4 protein-coding genes and 1 pseudogene are annotated in these 20528 nt (G+C 74.6%); 3 read left to right on the top strand and 2 right to left on the bottom strand.

Annotated features, from left to right (window positions below; all coding sequences use genetic code 11):
* Positions 1 to 16 precede the first annotated feature (16 nt).
* Positions 17 to 16336 carry an SDR family NAD(P)-dependent oxidoreductase gene (locus ACFCZ1_RS36620; RefSeq protein WP_376682627.1) on the bottom strand — a complete coding sequence of 5440 codons (16320 nt, stop codon included), beginning with the start codon at positions 16334 to 16336 and terminating at the stop codon, positions 17 to 19.
* A 323-nt stretch (positions 16337 to 16659) separates the two neighbouring features.
* On the opposite strand from ACFCZ1_RS36620, the gene ACFCZ1_RS36615 reads away from it, so the two are divergent.
* Together ACFCZ1_RS36615 and ACFCZ1_RS36610 are read left to right on the top strand one after the other, a co-directional pair.
* Entirely contained in the window at positions 16660 to 18219 is a 1560-nt protein-coding gene (locus tag ACFCZ1_RS36615; RefSeq protein ID WP_376682626.1) for an acyl-CoA carboxylase subunit beta, read from the top strand.
* A gap of 102 nt (positions 18220 to 18321) precedes the next feature.
* A complete protein-coding gene (locus ACFCZ1_RS36610; RefSeq protein WP_376682625.1) occupies positions 18322 to 18525 on the top strand; it encodes an acyl-CoA carboxylase epsilon subunit in 204 nt (67 codons plus the stop codon).
* Between the two features lie 73 nt (positions 18526 to 18598).
* On the opposite strand, the pseudogene ACFCZ1_RS36605 reads toward ACFCZ1_RS36610, so the two are convergent.
* Positions 18599 to 19498 (bottom strand): annotated as a pseudogene (locus ACFCZ1_RS36605) (RNA-guided endonuclease InsQ/TnpB family protein); the annotation flags it as partial.
* Between the two features lie 234 nt (positions 19499 to 19732).
* On the opposite strand from ACFCZ1_RS36605, the gene ACFCZ1_RS36600 reads away from it, so the two are divergent.
* Positions 19733 to 20497 (top strand): thioesterase II family protein, encoded by a 765-nt coding sequence (locus ACFCZ1_RS36600; protein WP_376682624.1) that lies wholly within the window; start codon positions 19733 to 19735, stop codon positions 20495 to 20497.
* Positions 20498 to 20528: the final 31 nt, after the last annotated feature.

Raw genomic sequence — 20528 nt, 5'->3', positions numbered from 1 at the left:
ATAATTCAGGTCGGGGTCAGCTGAGTTCGCCGCCGGCCAGGGCGGCTCGTACGAGGTCGTCCACGTCCATCTCCTCGATGGCCGCGCCCTGGTCGGCCGAGGGGGCGTTCGGACCGGTGGCCGGACCGCCCTGCGCCTGTGCCAGGCCGAGCAGCGCGTCGAGGAGGCCGGATTCGCGCAGGCGCGCCGCCGGGATCGACAGCAGGGCCCGCCTGATGCCGTCCTCGTCCAGGGGCTCGGCGGCCGCCGGGGCCGCCGGCTCGGGCTCCAGTTCCTCCAGCAGGAACCCGGCCAGGGCGGCCGAGTTGGGGTAGTCGAACATCAGCGTGGCGGGCAGCCGCAGCCCGGTCGCCTTCTGGAGCCGGTTGCGCAGTTCGATCGCCCCGAGGGAGTCCAGTCCGAGCTCGGTGAAGCCCCGGTCGGCCGCGACACCCGAGGGGTCTCCGTGGCCGAGTACGGCGGCCGCGTGGCCCCGTACCAGCTCCTCCACGTAGCGGACCCGCTCCGGTCCGCCCTCCAGCCCGGCCAGCTTGCCGCGCACCAGGGAGCCGCCGGTGTCCCCGGAGCCCGCGGACGGCACCGCGGCGGCCTTGACCGCCTTGCGGGCGGGGGGCCCGGCCAGGGCCCGCAGCAGGGCCGGGATCTCGTCGGCCCGCTCGCGCAGCGCGGCGCGGTCGAGCCGGACCGGTGCGAGCAGGGCCTCGTCCAGACCCATCGCGGCGTCGAACAGGGCGAGTCCGTCGCCGAAGGACAGTTCCAGCACCCCGGAGCGGCCCATCCGGCGCAGGTCGGCCTCGGTGAGCTCCGGGCCCTCGCCGACGGTGCCCTCCCACAGGCCCCAGGCGAGCGAGGTGGCGGCGAGTCCGGCGGCCCGGCGGTCGGCGGCGAGCGCGTCGAGGAAGACGTTCGCCGCCGCGTAGGTGGCCTGTCCGGCGGACAGGATCTGGCCGCCGGCCGAGGAGTAGAGCACGAAGGCGGTCAGGCCCAGATCCTTGGTCAGCTCGTGCAGGTGCCAGGCCGCGTCCACCTTGGGCCGCAGCACCTTGCTCACCTGCTCCCTGGTGACCGCGCCGACCAGGGCGTTGTCCATGACTCCGGCCGCGTGGACGACGCCGGTGAGCGGGTGCTCGGCGGGAATCTCGTCCAGCAGGGCCGCGAGGGCGTACCGGTCGGCCGCGTCGACCGCGACGATCCGTACGGTGGCGCCGGACGCGGCGAGCTCCTGCTGGAGTTCGGCGGCTCCGGGGGCGTCCGTACCCCGGCGGCTGGTCAGTACGAGGTGGCGGACGCCGGCCTCGGCGACGAGGTGCCGGGCGAGCACCGCGCCCAGCAGCCCGGTGCCGCCGGTGATCAGCACGGTGCCGTCCGGGTCCCATGCCAGGGGCTCCGCACCACCGGAGGTGGCGGCGTAGCGCGGTACGAGGACCTCGCCACGGCGGACGGCGATCTCGGTCTCCGCCGAGGCGACGGCGGCGGGCAGGGCCCGTACCGATTCCGGCGCGCCGTCCAGGTCGACGACGGTGAAGCGGCCCGGGTTCTCGGCCTGCGCCGCGCGCAGCACACCCCACAGCGGGGCCTGCACGCAGTCGACACCGTCGCCGTCCCGGGCCACCACCGCGTTCCGGGTGACGAGCACCAGACGGGAGTCGGTGAACCGCTCGTCGGACAGCCACTGCCCGAGCCCGTCGAGGAGCCGGCCCACGGACGTGCGGACCTGCTCGGGAACCCCGCCGGTCGTACCGAAGACATCGGAGACGTCCGGTGCGGTCAGCACGACCGTGCCCGGTACCCGCTGCTCCGCCATGAGGTCGGAGAGCGAGGACACCGACCGGAAACCGGCCAGACCGGATCCGACCACCACCCAGTCGTCCACGGACACCGGGGCCTGGGCCGACGCCGGGGCGCCGGACGGCTGGTGTGCCTGCCAGTCGACACGGAACAGCTGCGCGCCGCGGCTGCCGCCGTCGCCCGCCAGCTGCTCGGCGGACACCTCGCGCACCACCAGCGACTCCACCGTGGCCACGGGCTCGCCGGTCGGTGCGGTGATCCGCAGGGCGACGGCGTCGGGGCCCGGCTTGGTCAGCCGCACGCGCAGGGCGGCGGCTCCGGTGGCGTGCAGGGTGACGCCGTTCCAGACGAACGGCAGGGCGGCCCGGACCGGACCCTCGTGATCCGCGTCGAAGATCCGCTCCGCGTGCAGGGCCGCGTCGAGCAGGGCGGGGTGCAGGGCGAACGCGGCGGCGTCGGTGCGGGCGTGGTCGGGCAGCGCGATCTCGGCGAAGAGCTCGTCGCCGCGCCGCCAGGCCGTGGTGAGGCCCTGGAAGACCGGGCCGTACCCGTATCCGAGTCCGGCGAGGTCCTCGTACATCCCGCTCACGTCCACCGGCTCGGCGCCGGCCGGGGGCCACGTCTCCAGGTCGGCGGCGGGGACCGCCGGCTCCGGGGCCAGGACACCGCGGGCGTTGCGGGTCCAGGCCGCGTCCGCGGCCAGGTCCTCGGCGCGCGAGTACACGGTGACGTCCCGCCGCCCGGACCCGTCGGCCTCGCCCACGACGACCTGCACGGCGACTCCGGTGTTGCCGGGCAGCAGCAGCGGGGTCTCCTGGGTCAGCTCCTCCAGCTGGGCGCAGCCCGCCTGGTGTCCGGCGCGGAGCGCCATCTCCACGTACGCGGTGCCCGGCAGCAGGACGCTGCCGTGTACGGCGTGGTCGGCGAGCCAGGGATGCGTGGGCACGGAGATCCGGCCGGTGAGGACGGGGGCTCCGGTCTCGGGCGAGACGACGACGGCGCTGAGCAGGGGGTGCCCGGCGGGGAGTTGGCCCAGCCCGGCCGCGTCACCGACGGCGGCGGGGGCGTCGAGCCAGTAGCGGGTGCGCTGGAAGGCGTAGGTGGGCAGGTCGACGCGGCGGGCGCCGGTGCCAGTGCCAGTGCCGGTGTAGAAGGCCTCCCAGTCGACGGGGACGCCGTGGACGTGGAGCTGGGCGAGGGCCGTGATCAGGGTCTCGGGCTCGGGCCGGTTCTTGCGCACGGCCGCGACGAGCACCGCATCGTCCACGCTCTGCGCGGCCAGACCGGTCAGGATGCCGTCGGGTCCGATCTCCAGGAACCGGGTCACACCCTGCTGTTCCAGCGTGCGGACGGCGTCGGCGAACCGGACCGCCTCCCGCACCTGACCCACCCAGTACTCGGGCGACTGCCAGGCGGCGCCGGTGCGGTCGCCCGTCACCGTCGAGACCGCCGCGATCCGCGGCTCGCCGTACGTCAGCTCCCGCGCGACGGCCCCGAACTCCTCCAGCATCGGATCCATCAGCGACGAATGGAACGCGTGCGACACCGACAGACGACTCGTCTTACGCCCCACCGCCGCGAAATGCTCACCCACGGCCAGCACCCCGGCCTCGGCACCCGAAACCACCACCGACTGCGGCCCGTTGACCGCCGCGATCCCGACCCCGTCGGTCAACAGCGGCAGCACCTCCGCCTCCGTCGCCTGCACGGCCAGCATCGCGCCACCCGCCGGAAGCTCCTGCATCAGACGGCCACGGGCCACGACCAGCCGGGCCGCGTCGGCCAGGGAGAGCACCCCCGCGACATGCGCGGCCGCCAGCTCACCGATCGAGTGACCGGCCACCACATCGGGGGTGACGCCCCACGCCTCGACCAGCCGGAACAACGCCACCTCAAGCGCGAACAACGCCGGCTGGGTGACCGCGGTCGCATTCAGCGCCTCCGCGTCGTCACCCCACACCACCTCACACAACGACCGGCCCAGATGCGGGTCGATCTCCGCGCACACCGCGTCGAAAGCCTCCGCGAACACCGGGAAAGCGGCATACAACTCCCGCCCCATCCCCAACCGCTGCGCACCCTGCCCCGTGAACAGGAACGCCGTCCGGCCGGCCGCCCGGGCGGAGCCACGGACGCCGTCCCCGGCGAGGAAGGCGTCGAGCTCGCGCAGTGCGCCCTGGGTGTCCTCGGCCAGGACCGCTCCGCGGTGTTCCAGCGCCGCACGGCCGGTGGCCAGGGTGTAGGCGACGTCGCGGAGGTGGAGGTCCGGATCGGCGAGCAGCCGGGCGCGCAGGGCGTGTGCCTGTCGGGCCGGGCCGTCCTCGTCGGAGCCGGACAGCAGCAGCGGCCACGCCGCGGGGGCGTCGGCCGGCGCGGGGGCCGTGGGAGCGGCCGCCACGGCCGGCTCCGGTGCCTCCTCGACGATCAGGTGGGCGTTGGTGCCGCTCAGCCCGAAGGAGGAGACGGTGGCGCGGCGCGGCCGGTCGGCCCGCCGGGGCCACGGCCTGGCCTCGGTGAGCAGCCGTACGTTCCCGGCCTCCCAGTCGACCTCGGGCGAGGGCTCGTCGACGTGGAGGGTCTTGGGCATCAAGCCGTTGCGGAGGGCCATGACGGACTTGATGACACCGCTGACACCGGCAGCGGCCTGGGCGTGCCCGATGTTGGACTTGATGGATCCCAGCCACACCGGGTCGTCGGCGGGCCGCCCCCGGCCGTACGTCGCGAGCAGCGCCTGGGCCTCGATCGGGTCGCCCAGCCGGGTGCCCGTGCCGTGGCCCTCGACGAGGTCCACGTCGGCGGTGGTGAGGCCGCAGGTGGCGAGCGCGCGCTGGATGACCCGCTGCTGCGAGGGGCCGTTGGGAGCGGTCAGGCCGTTACTGGCGCCGTCCTGGTTGATCGCCGAGCCGCGGATCACGGCGAGGACGTCGTGGCCCAGGCGCTCGGCGTCGGACAGCCGCTCGACGAGCAGCAGGCCGACTCCCTCCGCCCAGCCCGTGCCGTCCGCGCCGCCCGCGAAGGCCTTGCACCGGCCGTCGGCGGACAGTCCGCGCTGCTGGGCGAACTCGACGTAGATCTCGGGCGTCGACATCACCGTGACACCGCCGGCCAGGGCCATCCCGACCTCGCCGCGGCGCAGTGCCTGGCAGGCCATGTGGAGGGCGACGAGCGAGGAGGAGCAGGCCGTGTCCACGCTGACCGCCGGGCCTTCGAGGCCGAGGGTGTAGGCGACGCGGCCGGTGAGGATGGACGCCGCGGTGCCGTTGCCGAGGTAGCCGGCGACGTCGTCGGGGATGTGCTGGAGGCGCGAGCCGTAGTCGTGGTACATGACGCCCGCGTAGACGCCGGTCTGGCTGCCGCGCATGGTCGTGGGGTCGATGCCCGCGCGTTCGAACGCCTCCCAGGCCGCCTGGAGCAGGAGCCGCTGCTGCGGGTCCATGGCGATGGCCTCGCGGGGGCTGATCCCGAAGAACGCCGGGTCGAACTCGGCGGCGTCGTAGAGGAATCCGCCTTCCCGGGCGTACGTCTTGCCGTGCAGGCCGGGTTCGGGGTCGTAGATGCCGTCGGTGTCCCAACCGCGGTCGGCGGGGAAGCCGGCGATGGCGTCGCGGCCCTCGGCGACGAGGTCCCACAGGTCCTCGGCGGAGCGTACGCCGCCCGGGAAGCGGCAGCTGATGCCGACGATCGCGATGGGTTCGTCGTCCGACAGCCCCACCGGGGCGGTCTGGGCGGGGGCGGCTTCCGGTTCCGCGCCGCCGAGTTCCGTGTCGAGGTACTCGGCGACGGCGCGGGTGGTCGGGTAGTCGAAGACGAGGGTGACGGGAAGCCTGAGGCCCGTGGCGGAGTTGAGCGCGTTGCGCAGTTCGACGGCCGCCAGGGAGTCGAAGCCCAGTTCCTTGAAGGCGCGGTCCGCTCCCACGGTGTCCGCGGACTCGTGGCCGAGGACGGCGGCGACCTGCGTGGCGACCAGGTCGAGGAGGGCCCGGCGGCGTTCGGCGCCGCCGAGGGCAGCCAGCCCGCGGGCGAGGGTGTCGCCGACGGGTGCGGCGTTCGCCGCGCTGCGGCGGGCCGCGGGCCGGCCGGCGGCCGCGACGGCGCGCAGCAGCGGCGGGACGTCGGCGCCCCGGGCGTGCAGGGCGGCCGGGTCGACGACGAGGGGGGCGAGCAGCGCGTGGCGGGTGCGCAGGGCCTCGTCGAAGAGGTCGAGGCCGTGTGCGGCGGGCAGGGCGGGCAGGCCGAGCCGGTTCATCTTCTCGATGTCGGCGTCGGTGAGTTCGCCGCCGAGGCCGGTGTTGACCGCCCACAGGCCGTAGGCGAGGGAGGTCGCGGGGAGGCCGGCGGCTCGCCTGTGGGCTGCCAGGGCGTCCAGGAAGACGTTGGCGGCGGCGTAGTTGCCCTGTCCGGCGGGCAGGACGAGTCCGCCGGCCGAGGAGAACAGCACGAACGCCGTCAGCCCGAGGTCCCGGGTCAGTTCGTGCAGGTGCCAGGCGGCGTCCGCCTTGGGGCGCAGGACGGTGTCCAGGCGTTCCGGGGTGAGGGTGCCGATCAGGCCGGGGTCCACCACTCCCGCCGCGTGCACGACGCCGGTGAGCGGGTGCTCGTGGGGGATGTCGGCGAGCGTGCCGGCCAGTGCGGCGCGGTCGGCCGCGTCGCAGGCGGCGATCCGGACGTCCAGGGCTCCGGCCGCGATGAGGCGCTCGCGCAGGTCGGCGGCGCCGGGTGCGTCCGGGCCGCGGCGGCTGGTGAGCAGCAGGTGGCGTACGCCGTGCCGGGTGACGAGGTGGTGGGCGATGCGCGCGCCCAGGCCGCCGGTGCCGCCCGTGACGAGGACGGTGCCGTCCTCGCTCCAGGGGGCGTCCGCCTCGGGTACGGGCGTCGGTACCAGTCGTGGGATGAGGAACCGGCCGTCGCGCAGGGCGAGTTCCGGCTCGCCGTGGGCCAGGGCCGCGGCCGCGATGCCCGGGAACTCCGCCGGGTCGACGTCCGGGTCGGTGTCGAGCAGGACGATCCTGCCCGGGTTTTCCGCCTGGGCCGCCCGGACGATGCCCCACACGGGGGCCTGGGTCAGATCGGGGGCGGTGTCGCCGGTGGTGGCGACCGCGCCGCGGGTGACGACGAGCAGGGTGGTGTACTCGAACCGCTCGTCCGTCAGCCAGGACTGCAGCAGGCCGAGCACGTACGAGGTGACCGTGCGGGTGGCTTCGAGCACGGGCCGGCTCACCGGGCTGGGGCAGCAGGCCAGCACGACGGCCGACGGGTCGCCGAGGATGGCCAGCCCGTACTCGTCGAGCACGACGGTGGAGGAGGAGCGGACGGGTTCGGCCGGCTCGGGGAGCGGGGTCCACTCGATGTGCTGCAGGGCGTCGGAGAGGGTGCCGTCCACCGGTTCCAGCTGCTCGGCGGAGACGGGCCGGCAGATCAGCGAGCCCACGGTCATCACGGGGCGGCCGGTCTCGTCGGCGACGACCATCGCCGACTCCTCCGCGCCGCGGATGCGGCGTACGTACACGCGCAGGGCCGCGGCTCCGGTGGCGTGCAGGGCGACCCCGCTCCAGGCGAAGGGCAGCAGGGCCTCGGTGCCGCCCTCGCCCTGGTCGACGAGGACGTCCACGTGCATGGCGGTGTCCAGGAGCGCCGGGTGCAGGCCGTAGTCGCCGGCTTCCCCGCGCACCGTGTCGGGCAGGGCGACCTCGGCGAACAGTTCGTCGCCGCGCCGCCAGGCCGCCTTCAGGCCCTGGAAGGCGGGCCCGTAGCCGTATCCGCGCTCGCGCAGGCTTTCGTACGCTCCGGTCACGTCCACGGTGGTGGCGCCGGGCGGCGGCCACTGGGTGAGGTCCGCATCGACCCGCGGGGGTTCGCCGGTGGCGAGGAAGCCGGTGGCGTGGCGGGTCCAGGCGCCCTCGGCGGCGCCGTCCAGGCGGGAGTGGATGTGCAGGGGGCGGCGGCCGGTCTCGTCGGGGGCGCCCGCGGCGACGCGCAGGGCGGCGCCACCGGTCGCGGGCAGGACGAGCGGTGCCTCCAGGGTCAGTTCCTCCAGGAGGTCGCAGCCGACCTGGTCGCCGAGGCGTACGGCGAGCTCGACGAAGCCGGTGCCGGGGAGCAGTACGGCTCCGTGCACGCCGTGGTCGGCGACCCAGGGCTGTCCGGCCGCGGAGAGCCGGCCGGTCAGGACGACGGAACCGGACTCGGGCGACAGGACGGCCGCGCTGAGGACGGGGTGGTCGACTGCGTCGAGGCCGGCCGAGCCGACGTCTCCGGTCCTGGCCGGTACGTCGAGCCAGTAGCGCTTGCGCTGGAAGGCGTAGGTGGGCAGGTCGACGAGGGTGCCGGGGCGGCGGGCCGGGTCGCCGAGCACGGCGGTCCAGTCGACGGCGCCGCCGCGCGCCCAGGCCGCGCCGATGCCGGTGAGGGCTTCGCGGGCCTCGTCGCGGTCGCGGCGCAGCAGGGGGATGAAGGCGGTGTCCTCGCGGGTGGCTGAGCCCGCGCCGAGCGCGGTGAGGACCGCGTCGGGTCCGATCTCGACGAAGGTGCGGGCGCCCAGTTCCTCGGCGCGGCGGACCGCGTCGGCGAAGCGGACGGGCTCGCGGACCTGGTCGGCCCAGTAGGCGGGTGACCGCCACTGCGTGGAGGTGTCGCCGGTGACGGTGGAGACGACGGGGATGCGCGGCTCGTGGAAGGTCAGCTGCTCTGCCACGGTGCGCAGTTCGTCGAGCATGGGTTCCATGAGCGCCGAGTGGAAGGCGTGCGAGACGGACAGGCGGCTGGTCTTGCGGCCCGCGGCGGCGAAGTGCTCGCCCACGGCCAGCACCGCGGCCTCGACTCCCGAGACCACCACGGACCGCGGTCCGTTGACCGCCGCGATGCCCGCCCCGTCGGAGAGCAGCGGCAGGACCTCCGCCTCGGTGGCCTGGACGGCGAGCATCGCGCCCCCGGCGGGCAGGGCCTGCATCAGGCGGCCGCGTGCGACGACGAGCCGGGCCGCGTCGGCCAGCGACAGCACCCCCGCGACGTGTGCGGCGGCCAGCTCGCCGATCGAGTGCCCGGCGACCACGTCGGGGGTGAGGCCCCAGGCTTCCACGAGCCGGAACAGGGCGACTTCGAGGGCGAACAGGGCGGGCTGGGCGACGGCGGTCGCGTTCAGCGCGTCCGCGTCCTCGCCCCACACCACCTCGCGCAGGGACCGCCCCAGGTGCGGGTCGATCTCCGCGCACACGCCGTCGAACGCCTCGGCGAACACCGGGAAGGACGCGTACAGCTCCCGGCCCATCCCCAGCCGCTGGGCGCCCTGGCCCGTGAAGAGGAAGGCCGTCTTGCCGTCCTGGGCCACGGCGGCGCCCGTGAGCAGCTCCAGCGAGCGGGAGAGTCCGGCGCGGTCGGCGCCGAGGGCGACGGCGCGGTGCTCCAGCGCCGCGCGTCCGGTGGCCAGCACCCGGGCGGCGGGGGCCAGTTCCTCGTCGGAGAGTTCCGCGAGGCGCTCGCGCAGCCGGTCGGCCTGGGCGCGCAGGGCCTCGGGGGTGGCGCCGGAGACGACCCAGGGAAGGGCGGGGAGCGTGGTGCCCGGTCCGGTCGCGGCGGTGGTGGCCGCCTCGTCGGCCTCCTGCTCGGGCGCCTGCTCGATGATCACGTGGGCGTTGGTGCCGCTGATACCGAAGGAGGACACACCGGCCCTGCGCACCCCGCCGGACGCCACCCATTCACGGGCCTCGGTGAGCAGTTCCACCTCACCGGCGGACCAGTCCACCTGGCCGGAAGCGGTGTCGGCGTACAGGGTCCGCGGCAGCAGGCCGTGGTCCATCGCCTTGACCATCTTGATGATGCCGGCGACACCGGCCGCGGCCTGCGTGTGTCCCATGTTCGACTTGATGGAACCGAGCCACAGCGGCCGCCCCTCGGGGCGTTCCTGGCCGTACGTCTCCAGCAGGGCCTGCGCCTCGATCGGGTCGCCCAGCCGGGTGCCCGTACCGTGCGCCTCGACCACGTCGACCTCGGCCGCCGTCAGCCCGGCGTCCGCCAGGGCCTGGCGGATCACCCGCTGCTGCGCGGGCCCGTTCGGCGCGGTCAGGCCGTTGGACGCGCCGTCCTGGTTGAGTGCCGAGCCGCGGACGACGGCCAGCACGCGGTGTCCGTTCCTCTTCGCGTCCGAGAGCCGCTCCAGGAGCAGGACGCCCGCGCCCTCGCCCCAGCCCGTGCCGTCCGCGCCCTCGCCGAAGGACTTGCAGCGGCCGTCGGCGGCGAGACCGCGCTGGCGGCTCATGTCGAGGAAGGTGTCCGGGGTGGACATGATCGTGACACCGCCGGCGAGGGCCAGCGAGCACTCCCCGGCGCGCAGCGAACGCGCGGCCATGTGCAGGGCGACGAGCGAGGAGGAGCAGGCCGTGTCCACGCTGATCGCCGGGCCTTCGAGGCCCAGGGCGTAGGAGACGCGCCCGGAGACCACGCTCGCCAGGCTGCCGTTGCCGTGGTAGCCGGCCACGTCCTCGGGGAGCGGGCCGAGCCGCAGCCCCCAGTCGTGGTACATCACGCCGGCGAACACGCCGGTGCTGCTGCCCTTGACGGACCGGGGGTCGATCCCGGCGCGTTCGAAGGTCTCCCAGGCGACCTCCAGCAGCAGTCGCTGCTGCGGGTCCATGGCCTGGGCCTCGCGCGGGCTGATCCCGAAGAACGCGGGGTCGAACCGGGCCGCGTCGTAGAGGAATCCGCCCTCGGTGGAGTAGGTCTTGCCGGGCTTGCCGATCTCCGGGTCGTAGAGGTCGTCCGCCCAGCCCCGGTCGGTGGGGAAGGGTCCGATGGCGTCCGCGCCGTCCGCGACCAGCTGCCACAGCTCCTCGGGCGAGGTCACCCCGCCCGGGTAGCGGCAGGCCATGCCGACGATCACGATCGGGTCGTCGTCCGCGGCGGAGGCGGCGCCGGGCGCCGCCGGGGCGGGGGCCGGGGCGGGGGCGGCCGCGCCGACGAGCTTGGTGACGAGGTGCTCGGCCAGGGCGGTCGCCGTGGGGTAGTCGAAGGTCAGGGTGGCGCTCAGCCGCAGGCCGGTGGCCGCGCCGAGCCGGTTGCGCAGTTCCACGGCGGCCAGCGAGTCGAAGCCGGTCTCGGTGAACGCCCGGGTCGCGGTGACCTCTTCGGCGCTCTGGTAGCCGAGTACGGCTGCGGCCTCGGTGCGGACCAGCCGCAGCACCGTGGCGAGGCGGTCGGCGGCCCCGAGCTCCGTGAGCCGAGCACCGAGCGGTACCTGGGCGTTCGCCGCGGAGGGCGTTGACGCCCCGGCCGCCGGGCGGCGCACCGCGCTGCGCACGAGGGCCCGCAGCAGGGTGGGCGTACCGTCGGAACGGCCGCGCACGGCACGGTGGTTGACGCGTACGGGGACCACCGCCGGCTCGTGGCCGGACAGGGCCTTGTCCAGCTGGGCCAGGTTCTCCTCGAAGGACAGCGAGTCGAGGCCGAGGCGCTCGATGCGGGTGAGGGCGGCCGCGTCGAGGGTCGCGCCCATGCCGCCGCCGCCGGCCCACAGGCCCCAGGCGAGGGAGGTCACGACCTGGCCGGCCGCCGCGCGGCGGGCGGCCAGCGCGTCGAGGAACAGGTTGGCGGCGGCGTAGTTGCCCTGGCCCGCGCCGTCGAGGACGGTCGACGCGGACGAGAAGAGGACGAAGGCGGTGAGGCCGAGGTCCGCGGTCAGTTCGTGGAGGTTCCAGGCCGCGTCCACCTTGGGCCGCATCACCGTGTCCAGCCGCTGGGCGGTGAGGGAGCCGGTCAGGCCGTCGTCGATGACGCCGGCCGCGTGCACCACGGCGCGCAGCGGGTGCGCGGCCGGGACCGCGGCGAGCAGCGCGGCCAGGGCGTCCCGGTCGGCGACGTCGGTTGCGGTGACGGTGGCCTCGGCGCCCAGGGCGGCGAGGTCGGCGACGAGTTCGCGCGCTCCGGGAGCGTTGGGGCCGCGCCTGCTGGTGAGCAGGAGGTGGCGGACGCCGTGCCGCCGGACCAGGTGGCGGGCGAGTTCGGCGCCGACGCCGCCGGTGCCGCCGGTGATCAGTACGGTGCCGGCGTCGTCCCAGGGGGCCGGGCGCTCCTCGGCGGGAGCGGGTACTGCGGCCAGCCTCGGCACGTACGCCGCGGTTCCCCGCAGGGCCAGTTCGGGTTCGGTGCCGGCGGCGGCGAGCGCGCGGCCGAGCGGGGCTGGTGCGGCCCCGTCGGTGTCGACGAGGGTGAAGCGGCCGGGGTTCTCCGCCTCGGCCGACCGTACGAGGCCCCAGACGGGTGCCTGGGCGAGGTCGACGTCGGTGCCCGGTACGGCCGCACCGTCGCGGGTGACGACGACCAGGCGGGAATCGGCGTAGCGGTCGTTCTCCAGCCAGGTCCGCAGGGCGGCGAGCGCGTCGGCGGCCACCGTGCGGACGGCGGCGGGCAGGTCGCCGTCGGGAGTGGGGAGGGTGCGGTAGACGACGACGGGTGGCACCGGGCCGTCCGCCAGGTCGGCGAGGTCCGCGAATTCGGTGAACCCGGCGGTTTCGGCGGGCAGTTCGACCGGGTTCCACTGCACGCGCAGCAGCGGGTCGGGCCGGTCACCGGCGAGCTGTGCCCCGGTGACGGCGCGCAGCAGCAGTGAGTCGACACGGGCGACGGGGGTACCGTCGGCGGCGGCGACGGTGACCGCGAGTTCCTCGCTCCCGCGCGCGGTGATCCGTACGCGCACCGCGGAGGCACCGGACGAGTACAGCGTGACCCCGTTCCAGGAGAAGGGGATCCAGGTGCCCTCGGGCCGGCTGCCGCGCGCGGCCAGGGCGTGGTCGGCGGGGTGCAGCGCGGCGTCCAGCAGGGCGGGGTGCAGTCCGTAGGCCGCGGCGTCCGCGCGGGCCGGCTGCGGGGGCTCGACCTCGGCGAAGACCTCGCCGTCAAGGAGCCAGGCGGCGCGGACGCCGTGGAAGGCGGGCCCGTAGCCGTAGCCCTCGTCCGCCATGTCGCCGTACAGGGTGCTGACGTCCAGCGGGACGGCGCCGGCCGGGGGCCACGTGCCGGAGAGGGCGGCGGGGTCCGCTTCCGGGGCGGCGGGCGCCAGGACGCCGGTGGCGTGGCGCACCCAGCCGTCCTCGGTCTCGTCGGCGCTGTCGGCGCCGTCCGGGCGCGAGTAGCACTCGACGGCGCGGCGGCCGGCCTCGTCGGGGGCGGCGACGACCACCTGCAGCGCCACTCCGCCCGACTCGGGCAGGACCAGCGGGGTCTGCAGCGTCAGCTCCTCGACCAGCGCGCAGCCGGTCTCCGCGGCGGCCCGCAGGGCGAGTTCCACGAACGCGGTGCCGGGCAGCAGGGTGACCCCTGCGATGGTGTGGTCGGCGGTCCACGGGTGGGTGCGCAGCGAGAGCCGGCCGGTCAGGACGGTGCCCCCGGCGCCCGCGAGGTCGACGACGGATCCCAGCAGCGGGTGCCGGGCGGCGAGCTGGCCCAGCCCCGAGGGGTCACCGCCGGCCCGCTCGGGGGCGAGCCAGTAGCGCCGGGTGCGGAAGGCGTAGGTGGGCAGGTCGACGCGGCGGGTGTCGCGTCCCGCGTACACGGCGGCCCAGTCGAGGAGGGCGCCGCGGGTGTGGGCGAGGGCGGCGGCGCCGAGCGCCTCGCGGACCTCGTCCTTGCCGGCGCGCAGCATGGGTGCGAAGACCGTGTCGGCCTCGCGCTCCTCGGGCAGGCAGTTCTGGCCCAGCGCGCTGAGGACGCCGTCGGGGCCGAGCTCCAGGAAGGTGCGTACGCCGCCCTGCCCGGCGAGCCAGTCGACGGCGTCGGCGAAGCGGACGGCCTCGCGGACGTGGCCGGTCCAGTAGTCGGGCGAGCTCAGTTCCTCGGAGGTGGCGAGGCGTCCGGTGACGGTGGACACGATCGGGATGCGCGGCGCGGCGTAGGTGAGGATGCCCGCGATGCGCCGGAAATCGGCCAGCATCGGTTCCATGAGCGGCGAGTGGAAGGCGTGGCTGACCTGGAGCCGCTTGGTCTTGCGCCCCTGGTCGGCGAACCGCTCGGCGAGGGCCCGTACGGCGCTCTCCTCGCCCGAGAGGACCACGGAGTCGGGGCCGTTGACGGCGGCGACGGCGACCTGCTCGCCGAGGTGGGGGAGGACCTCCTCCTCGGTGGCCTGGACGGCGACCATGGCGCCGCCCGGGGGCAGCTCCTGCATCAGGCGGCCGCGGGCGGCGACGAGGGTGGCCGCGTCCTCCAGGTTGAGGACGCCCGCGGCGTGGGCGGCCGCGATCTCGCCGATCGAGTGGCCGGCGAGGAAGTCGGGGCGGATGCCCCAGGACTCGATGAGCCGGAACAGGGCGGTCTCGACGGCGAACAGGGCGGTCTGCGCGTAGCGGGTCTCGTCGAGGAGGGCGGCGGCCTCGGAGCCGGGCTCGGCGAAGAGGACGTCCCACAGGGAGGTGTCGAGCTGGAGGTCGAGCCAGCCGATCGCGTCGGCGAGGGCGTCCGCGAACACGGGGTGGGTGTCGTACAGCTGTCGCCCCATGGCCAGGCGCTGGCTGCCCTGGCCGGTGAAGAGGAAGGCGAGGCGGCCGGCGGGGACGGCCCCGGTCCGGGTTCCCGGGGTGTTCTGACCGTCGGCGAGGGCGCGCAGCCCGTCCAGGAGTTCCTCCCGGTCGGCGGCCAGGACGGTGGCGCGGTGTTCGAGGGCGGCCCGGCCGGTGCCGAGCGCGTGCCCGACGTCCCCGGGGGTGAGCCCGGGCCGTTCGGCCAGGAACTGCGCGAGCCGCGCGGCTTGCGCGCGCAGGCCCTCCTCGGAGCGGCCGGCGACCGGTACGAGGGCGGGCGCGGCGGCGCCGGTGCCCGTCTCGGCGGGCGCGGGGGTGTCCGCCACCGGCTCGCGCGGCGGCTCCTCCACGATGACGTGCGCGTTGGTGCCGCTGATGCCGAAGCCGGAGACGCCCGCCCGGCGCGGCCGGTCCCCGTCCGCCGGCCAGGGCACGGGCTCGGTGAGCAGCCGTACGGTCCCCGCCGACCAGTCGACGTTCCCGCTGGGGGCGTCGACGTGCAGGGTCTGCGGGAGCACCCCGTGCCGCATCGCCATGATCATCTTCATCAGGCCGGCGACACCGGCCGCGGCCTGGGTGTGTCCCAGGTTGGACTTCACCGATCCGAGCCACAGCGGCCGGTCCTCGGCGCGGTCCTTGCCGTAGGTGGCGATCAGCGCGCGGGCCTCGATCGGGTCGCCCAGCGTGGTGCCGGTGCCGTGCGCCTCGACCGCGTCGACCTCGTCGCCGGACAGCCCGGCGTCGGCGAGGGCCTGCAGGATGACGCGCTGCTGCGCGGTGCCGCTGGGGGCGGTGAGGCCGTTGCTGGCGCCGTCCTGGTTGACGGCCGATCCGCGGATGACGGCGAGCACCTGGTGTCCGTTGCGGCGGGCGTCGTCGAGGCGTTCCACGACGAGCAGGCCGACGCCCTCGGCGAAGGAGGTTCCGTCGGCGCCCGCGGCGAAGGCCTTGATCTGCCCGTCGGGGGCGAGCCCGCGCTGCCTGCTGAACTCGGTGAACAGGCCGGGCGTGCTCAGTACGGTGACACCGCCGGCCAGGGCCATGGAGCACTCGCCGCGGCGCAGCGACTGCACGGCCAGGTGCAGCGAGACCAGCGATCCGGAGCACGCCGTGTCGACGGTGAGCGCCGGGCCCTCCAGGCCCAGCGCGTAGGCGACGCGCCCCGAGGTGACGCTGAGCGCGCCGCCGGTGACGAGGTAGCCGGTCAGGCTCTCGGGTGCGTCCTGCACCCGCGGCCCGTACTCGGAGGGGCCGGCGCCGATGAAGACGCCGGTGCGGGTGCCGCGCAGCGAGGTCGGGTCGATGCCGGTCCGCTCCAGCGCCTCCCAGGCGGTCTCCAGCAGCAGCCGCTGCTGCGGGTCCATGGCCAGCGCCTCGCGCGGGCTGATGCCGAAGAACTCGGCGTCGAACTCGGCGGCGTCGTGCAGGAACCCGCCGGTGCGGGTGTAGCAGGTGCCGGGTGTGGCCGGGTCGTCGTCGAACAGCGCGTCGAGGTCCCAGCCGCGGTTGTCGGGGAAGGGGCCGACGGCGGTGCCGCCCCGGGCGACCAGGTCCCACAGCTCCTCGGCCGAGCGGACTCCGCCGGGGAAACGGCCGCCGATACCGACGACGGCGATGGGCTCGCCGTCGAAGACCTCGGGGCCGGCCGCCGTCGGGGCGGGGTGGGCGGCCACCGGCTCGGCGGGTCCGCCCAGGAGTTCCGTACGGACGTACGCGGCCAGCAGCTCGGGGCTGGGGTGGTCGAACGCGGCGGTCACCGGCAGGCCCAGCCCGGTCGCGGCGTTGATCCGGGCGTGCAGGTCGACCAGGGCGATCGAGTCCAGGCCCAGTTCCTTGAAGGAGGTTCCGGTCGCGACCACCGGTTCGGTGTCGGGACGGGCCCTGCGGAGGATGTCGGCGGCCTGCGCGCAGACCAGGTCGAGGAGCAGCCTGGACTGCTCGCTCCCGGGAAGTCCGGTCAGCCGGGCGGCCAGTTGGGCCCCCGGGCGGACCTCCGCGCCGGACAAGTCATCAGCGACAGGATCGAAGCCCGCGGACATCTGCACGCTCCCAGCTCGGTATCGATTGCCCCGGGTCAGTTCCGGCCACGGGGTGTTCGCACGCTAGGTCGGCCCCGAAGGGGCGCGACACCCCTATCCCCCCAGGTGTTGACCCTGCCCGGCGTCCGCCGGGCCCCCGCGCCGGACGCCGCGTACCGGCCCCGCCCGTGGCGACGTGCCTGCTGGGCGGGGGTGCGGACGGGTCACCGCGTGGTCAGGGGGGTGGTCGGTGTTCTCCGCGCGTGCCCCGGACGCCTTCAATGGCACGCACTGCCCAGGGGGTCGCCGCCGTTTCGGTGGGTCCCGATGGCCGAAGAGACGGGTGGAGCATGTCAGTTGCCGATGTCAGTGTCCGAGTGGCCGAACTAGGAGCGATCAAGGAGTCCGTCGAGCTGGGGCCGTCCGTGAGCGCCTCCGCGGCGCAGCACGCCCGAGGCAAGCTGACCGTGCGCGAGCGGCTGGACCTGTTGTTCGATCCGGGCACGTTCCGCGAGATCGAGCAGTTGCGCCGGCACCGGGCCACGGGTTTCGGCCTGGAGGACCGCAGGCCGCACACCGACGGCGTGGTGACCGGCTGGGGCAAGGTCGACGGCCGGCGGGTGTTCGTGTACGCGCACGACTTCCGGATCTTCGGGGGCTCGCTCGGCGAGGCGCACGCGCAGAAGATCCACAAGGTGATGGACCTCGCGGTCGCGGCGGGCGCCCCGCTGGTGTCGCTCAGCGACGGCGCGGGGGCCCGGATCCAGGAGGGCGTCACCGCGCTCGCCGGGTACGGGGGCATCTTCCGCCGCAACGTGGCCGCCTCGGGGGTGATCCCGCAGATCAGCGTGATGCTCGGGCCGTGCGCCGGCGGCGCGACGTACTCCCCCGCCCTGACGGACTACGTGTTCATGGTGCGCGACATCGCGCAGATGTACATCACCGGCCCGGACGTGGTGCAGGCGGTGACCGGGGAGAAGATCAGCCACAACGACCTCGGCGGCGCGCAGGTCCACTCCTCGGTCTCGGGCGCGAGCGCGTTCCTGTACGACACGGAGGAGGAGTGCCTCGAAGAGGTACGGCACCTGCTGTCGCTGCTGCCGTCCAACAACCGTGAGATGCCCCCCTTCGTGCCCGCCACGGACCCGGCCGACCGCCTGTGCGAGGCGCTCTCGGACCTGGTGCCGGCCGACCCGAACCGCTCCTACGACATGCGCGCCGTGATCGAGGAGATCGTCGACGACGGCGACCTGTTCGAGGTCCACGCCAACTGGGCGACCAACATCATCTGCGGTCTGGCCCGGCTGGACGGGCACGTGGTGGGCATCGTCGCCAACCAGCCCGCCTCGCTCGCCGGGGTGCTGGACATCCACGCCGCGGAGAAGGCGGCCCGGTTCGTGCAGACCTGCGACGCCTTCAGCGTTCCGCTGGTGACCCTGGTGGACGTGCCGGGCTTCCTGCCGGGCAGCGACCAGGAGCACAGCGGAGTCATCCGGCACGGCGCGAAGCTGCTGTACGCGTACTGCGCGGCCACGGTGCCCCGGGTGCAGGTGATCCTGCGCAAGGCGTACGGCGGCGCGTACATCGTCATGGACTCCCGCTCGATCGGCGCGGACCTGTCGTTCGCCTGGCCCACCAACGAGATCGCGGTGATGGGCGCGGAGGGCGCCGCCAATGTCGTCTTCCGCCGGGAGATCGCCGCCGCGGACGACCCGGAGGCGGCGCGCGCGCAGCGCGTCAAGCAGTACCGCCAGGAACTCATGCACCCCTACTACGCCGCTGAGCGGGGCCTGGTCGACGACGTCATCGACCCGGCCACGACCCGGCGGGTGCTGGTGGACGCGCTGGACGCGCTGCGGGCCAAGCACGTGCCGCTGCCCGAGCGCAAGCACGGCAACCCGCCGTTCTGACCGACCCCTTGACCCACGCCCTGACGCACGCCCTGACCCATGCCCTGACCCATGCCCCGACCGACACCCTGACCGCCCCCCCATGGACGAGGAGCACGCCCGATGAGCGAGCGGGCCGAACCACACCTGACGATCGTGCGCGGCGCCCCGGACCGTACGGAACTCGCCGCCGTCCTCCTCGTCCTGCTCTCCGCCGCCCGGCGGCGGGGCGGGGCCGGGGAGGAGGCCGCCGCGGCCCGGCCCCGGGCGGCCGCCTGGGGCCCCGCGCGCGGCTGGCGCCCGCCGGGCACCTGGACCGCCCCGTGAGCGGGCCCGGTCCCCACCGAAAGGACACCCACCGAGGTTGACTTCTCCCCCTCCTGAAGGAGGGAGAATCCCACGGCTCGCGCCGTGAGGCTTTCTGCTTCATCGCCGACTGCCCGCCCGGAGTTCTCCGTTGAGGTCTTACACCAGCTCCACAGACTGTCACCGCCAGTGCGGCGGCCAGAAGGTTGCTCGCCGCGTCCACGTCCCGGTCCTGGGTCGTCCCGCAGCTCCCGCACGTCCATGTCCGAACGTTCAGCGGCATCTTCTCCTGGAGGGTGCCGCAGTGGGAACACAGTTTGGAGGAGGGGAAGAAGCGGTCGACCGCGATCACTTCCCGCCCGTACCAGGCAGCCTTGTACTCCAGCATGCTCCGGAACTCCGACCATCCCGCGTCGCTCATGGCGCGGGCCAGACTCCGGTTCTTGACCATGCTGCGCACGGTCAGGTCCTCGATCACGAGCGTTTGGTTTTCACGCACGAGACGAGTCGAGAGTTTGTGCAGGTGATCCCGGCGGCGATCGCCGATCCGGGCATGGATCCTGGCCACCCTGCGCCGGGCCTTGGCCCGGTTGGTACCGTCGCCCTTGGCCTTCTTCGCCAGACGGCGCAGGGCCAGGGCGAGCCGGGCACGGTCACGGCGCTCGTGCCGGGGATTGGCGATCTTCTCCCCCGTCGACAGGGTCAGCAGATGGCTGAGGCCCACGTCGATACCGACCGCCGCATCTGTGGCGGGCAGCGGCTTGATGGTGGGGTCCTCGCACAGCATCGACACGAACCAGCGTCCCGCACTGTCCTGCGACACGATCACCGTCGAAGGCGACACACCCTCCGGGAGTGGCCGGGACCACACGATGTCCAGCGGTTCGGGCATCTTCGCCAGGGTGAGCTCACCGTCCCGGTACCGGAACGCGCTGGTGGTGTACTCCGCGCTCTTGCGGGACTTCTTCCGCGACTTGAAACGCGGATACTGCGAGACAGCTCCGCTGCCTGCGCATCCGTCGGACGGAAGCGGTACTTGAACGCCCGCTTCACGTGAGTGGTCACAGCTCACACATCATCAGGTCTTATCACGTCAGATTGCGGGGCTCCTGCGGGTAGTTGCTGGCGAACGACGAATGGCCCGGCGGCGATTCGCCTTCCCTGCCCTGCTCCCCAGGGGCTTCGTTTCCTCCCCACCCAAAGGTGGGGGCATCCACAAGGAGCCCAGATGACCGCGACGCCCGCGACCGCGACCCCGGCCGCGCCCAGCGCCTGGCTGCGGCGCTTCCACCCGGCCGGGGAAGCTCCCGTACGGCTGTTCTGCTTCCCGCACGCGGGCGGTTCGGCCAGTTACTACTTCCCCGTGTCCCGGGCCCTGTCCCCGCGGGCCGACGTGGTGGCCGTGCAGTACCCGGGGCGCCAGGACCGCCGCCACGAACGCTGCGTGGACGACGTACGGCAGCTCGCGGACCAGGTGTTCGCGCAGTTGCTGCCGTGGTGCGACCGGCCGGTCGCGCTGTTCGGGCACAGCCTGGGCGCGACGCTGGGCTTCGAGGTCGCGCTGCGGCTGGAGGCGGCCGGCGTCCGGCCGGTGGCCCTGTTCGCCTCGGGGCGCCGCGCCCCCTCGCACCACCGCGAGGACGAGCGCATCCACCTGGCCCCCGACGAGCGGCTGCTGGCCACCATCAAGCGGATGAGCGGAACGGACCCGGCGGTCCTGGCCGACGACGAGCTGCTGCGGGCGGTGCTCCCGGCGATCCGCGGCGACTACAAGGCCGCGGAGACCTACCGCTACCGGCCGGGCCCGGCCCTGGCCTGCCCGGTCGTGGTGCTCAACGGGGAGAGCGACCCCGAGGTGACCCCCGAGGAGGCCCAGGGGTGGTCGGGCCACACCGACGGCCCGACGTCCTTCCACTGGTTCACCGGCGGCCACTTCTACCTCAACCAGCACGCCCCCCGGGTGATCGACCTGGTACGGCAGCAGCTGGCGTGAGACGACGGCGAAGGGTCCGGCCGCCTGGTGG

The organism is Streptomyces sp. NPDC056224 (assembly GCF_042267665.1).
In the GTDB taxonomy this organism is placed as follows: domain Bacteria; phylum Actinomycetota; class Actinomycetes; order Streptomycetales; family Streptomycetaceae; genus Streptomyces.
The sequence above is the reverse complement of the archived record's forward strand: the minus strand, read 5'-3'. Positions and strand labels throughout refer to the sequence as shown.

What these genes read in the sequence shown, in the direction of transcription:
- ACFCZ1_RS36615 (WP_376682626.1), top strand. Translation starts at nt 16,660, where the DNA reads ATGTCAGTTGCCGATGTCAGTGTCCGAGTGGCCGAACTAGGAGCGATC.
- ACFCZ1_RS36610 (WP_376682625.1), top strand. Translation starts at nt 18,322, where the DNA reads ATGAGCGAGCGGGCCGAACCACACCTGACGATCGTGCGCGGCGCCCCG.
- ACFCZ1_RS36600 (WP_376682624.1), top strand. Translation starts at nt 19,733, where the DNA reads ATGACCGCGACGCCCGCGACCGCGACCCCGGCCGCGCCCAGCGCCTGG.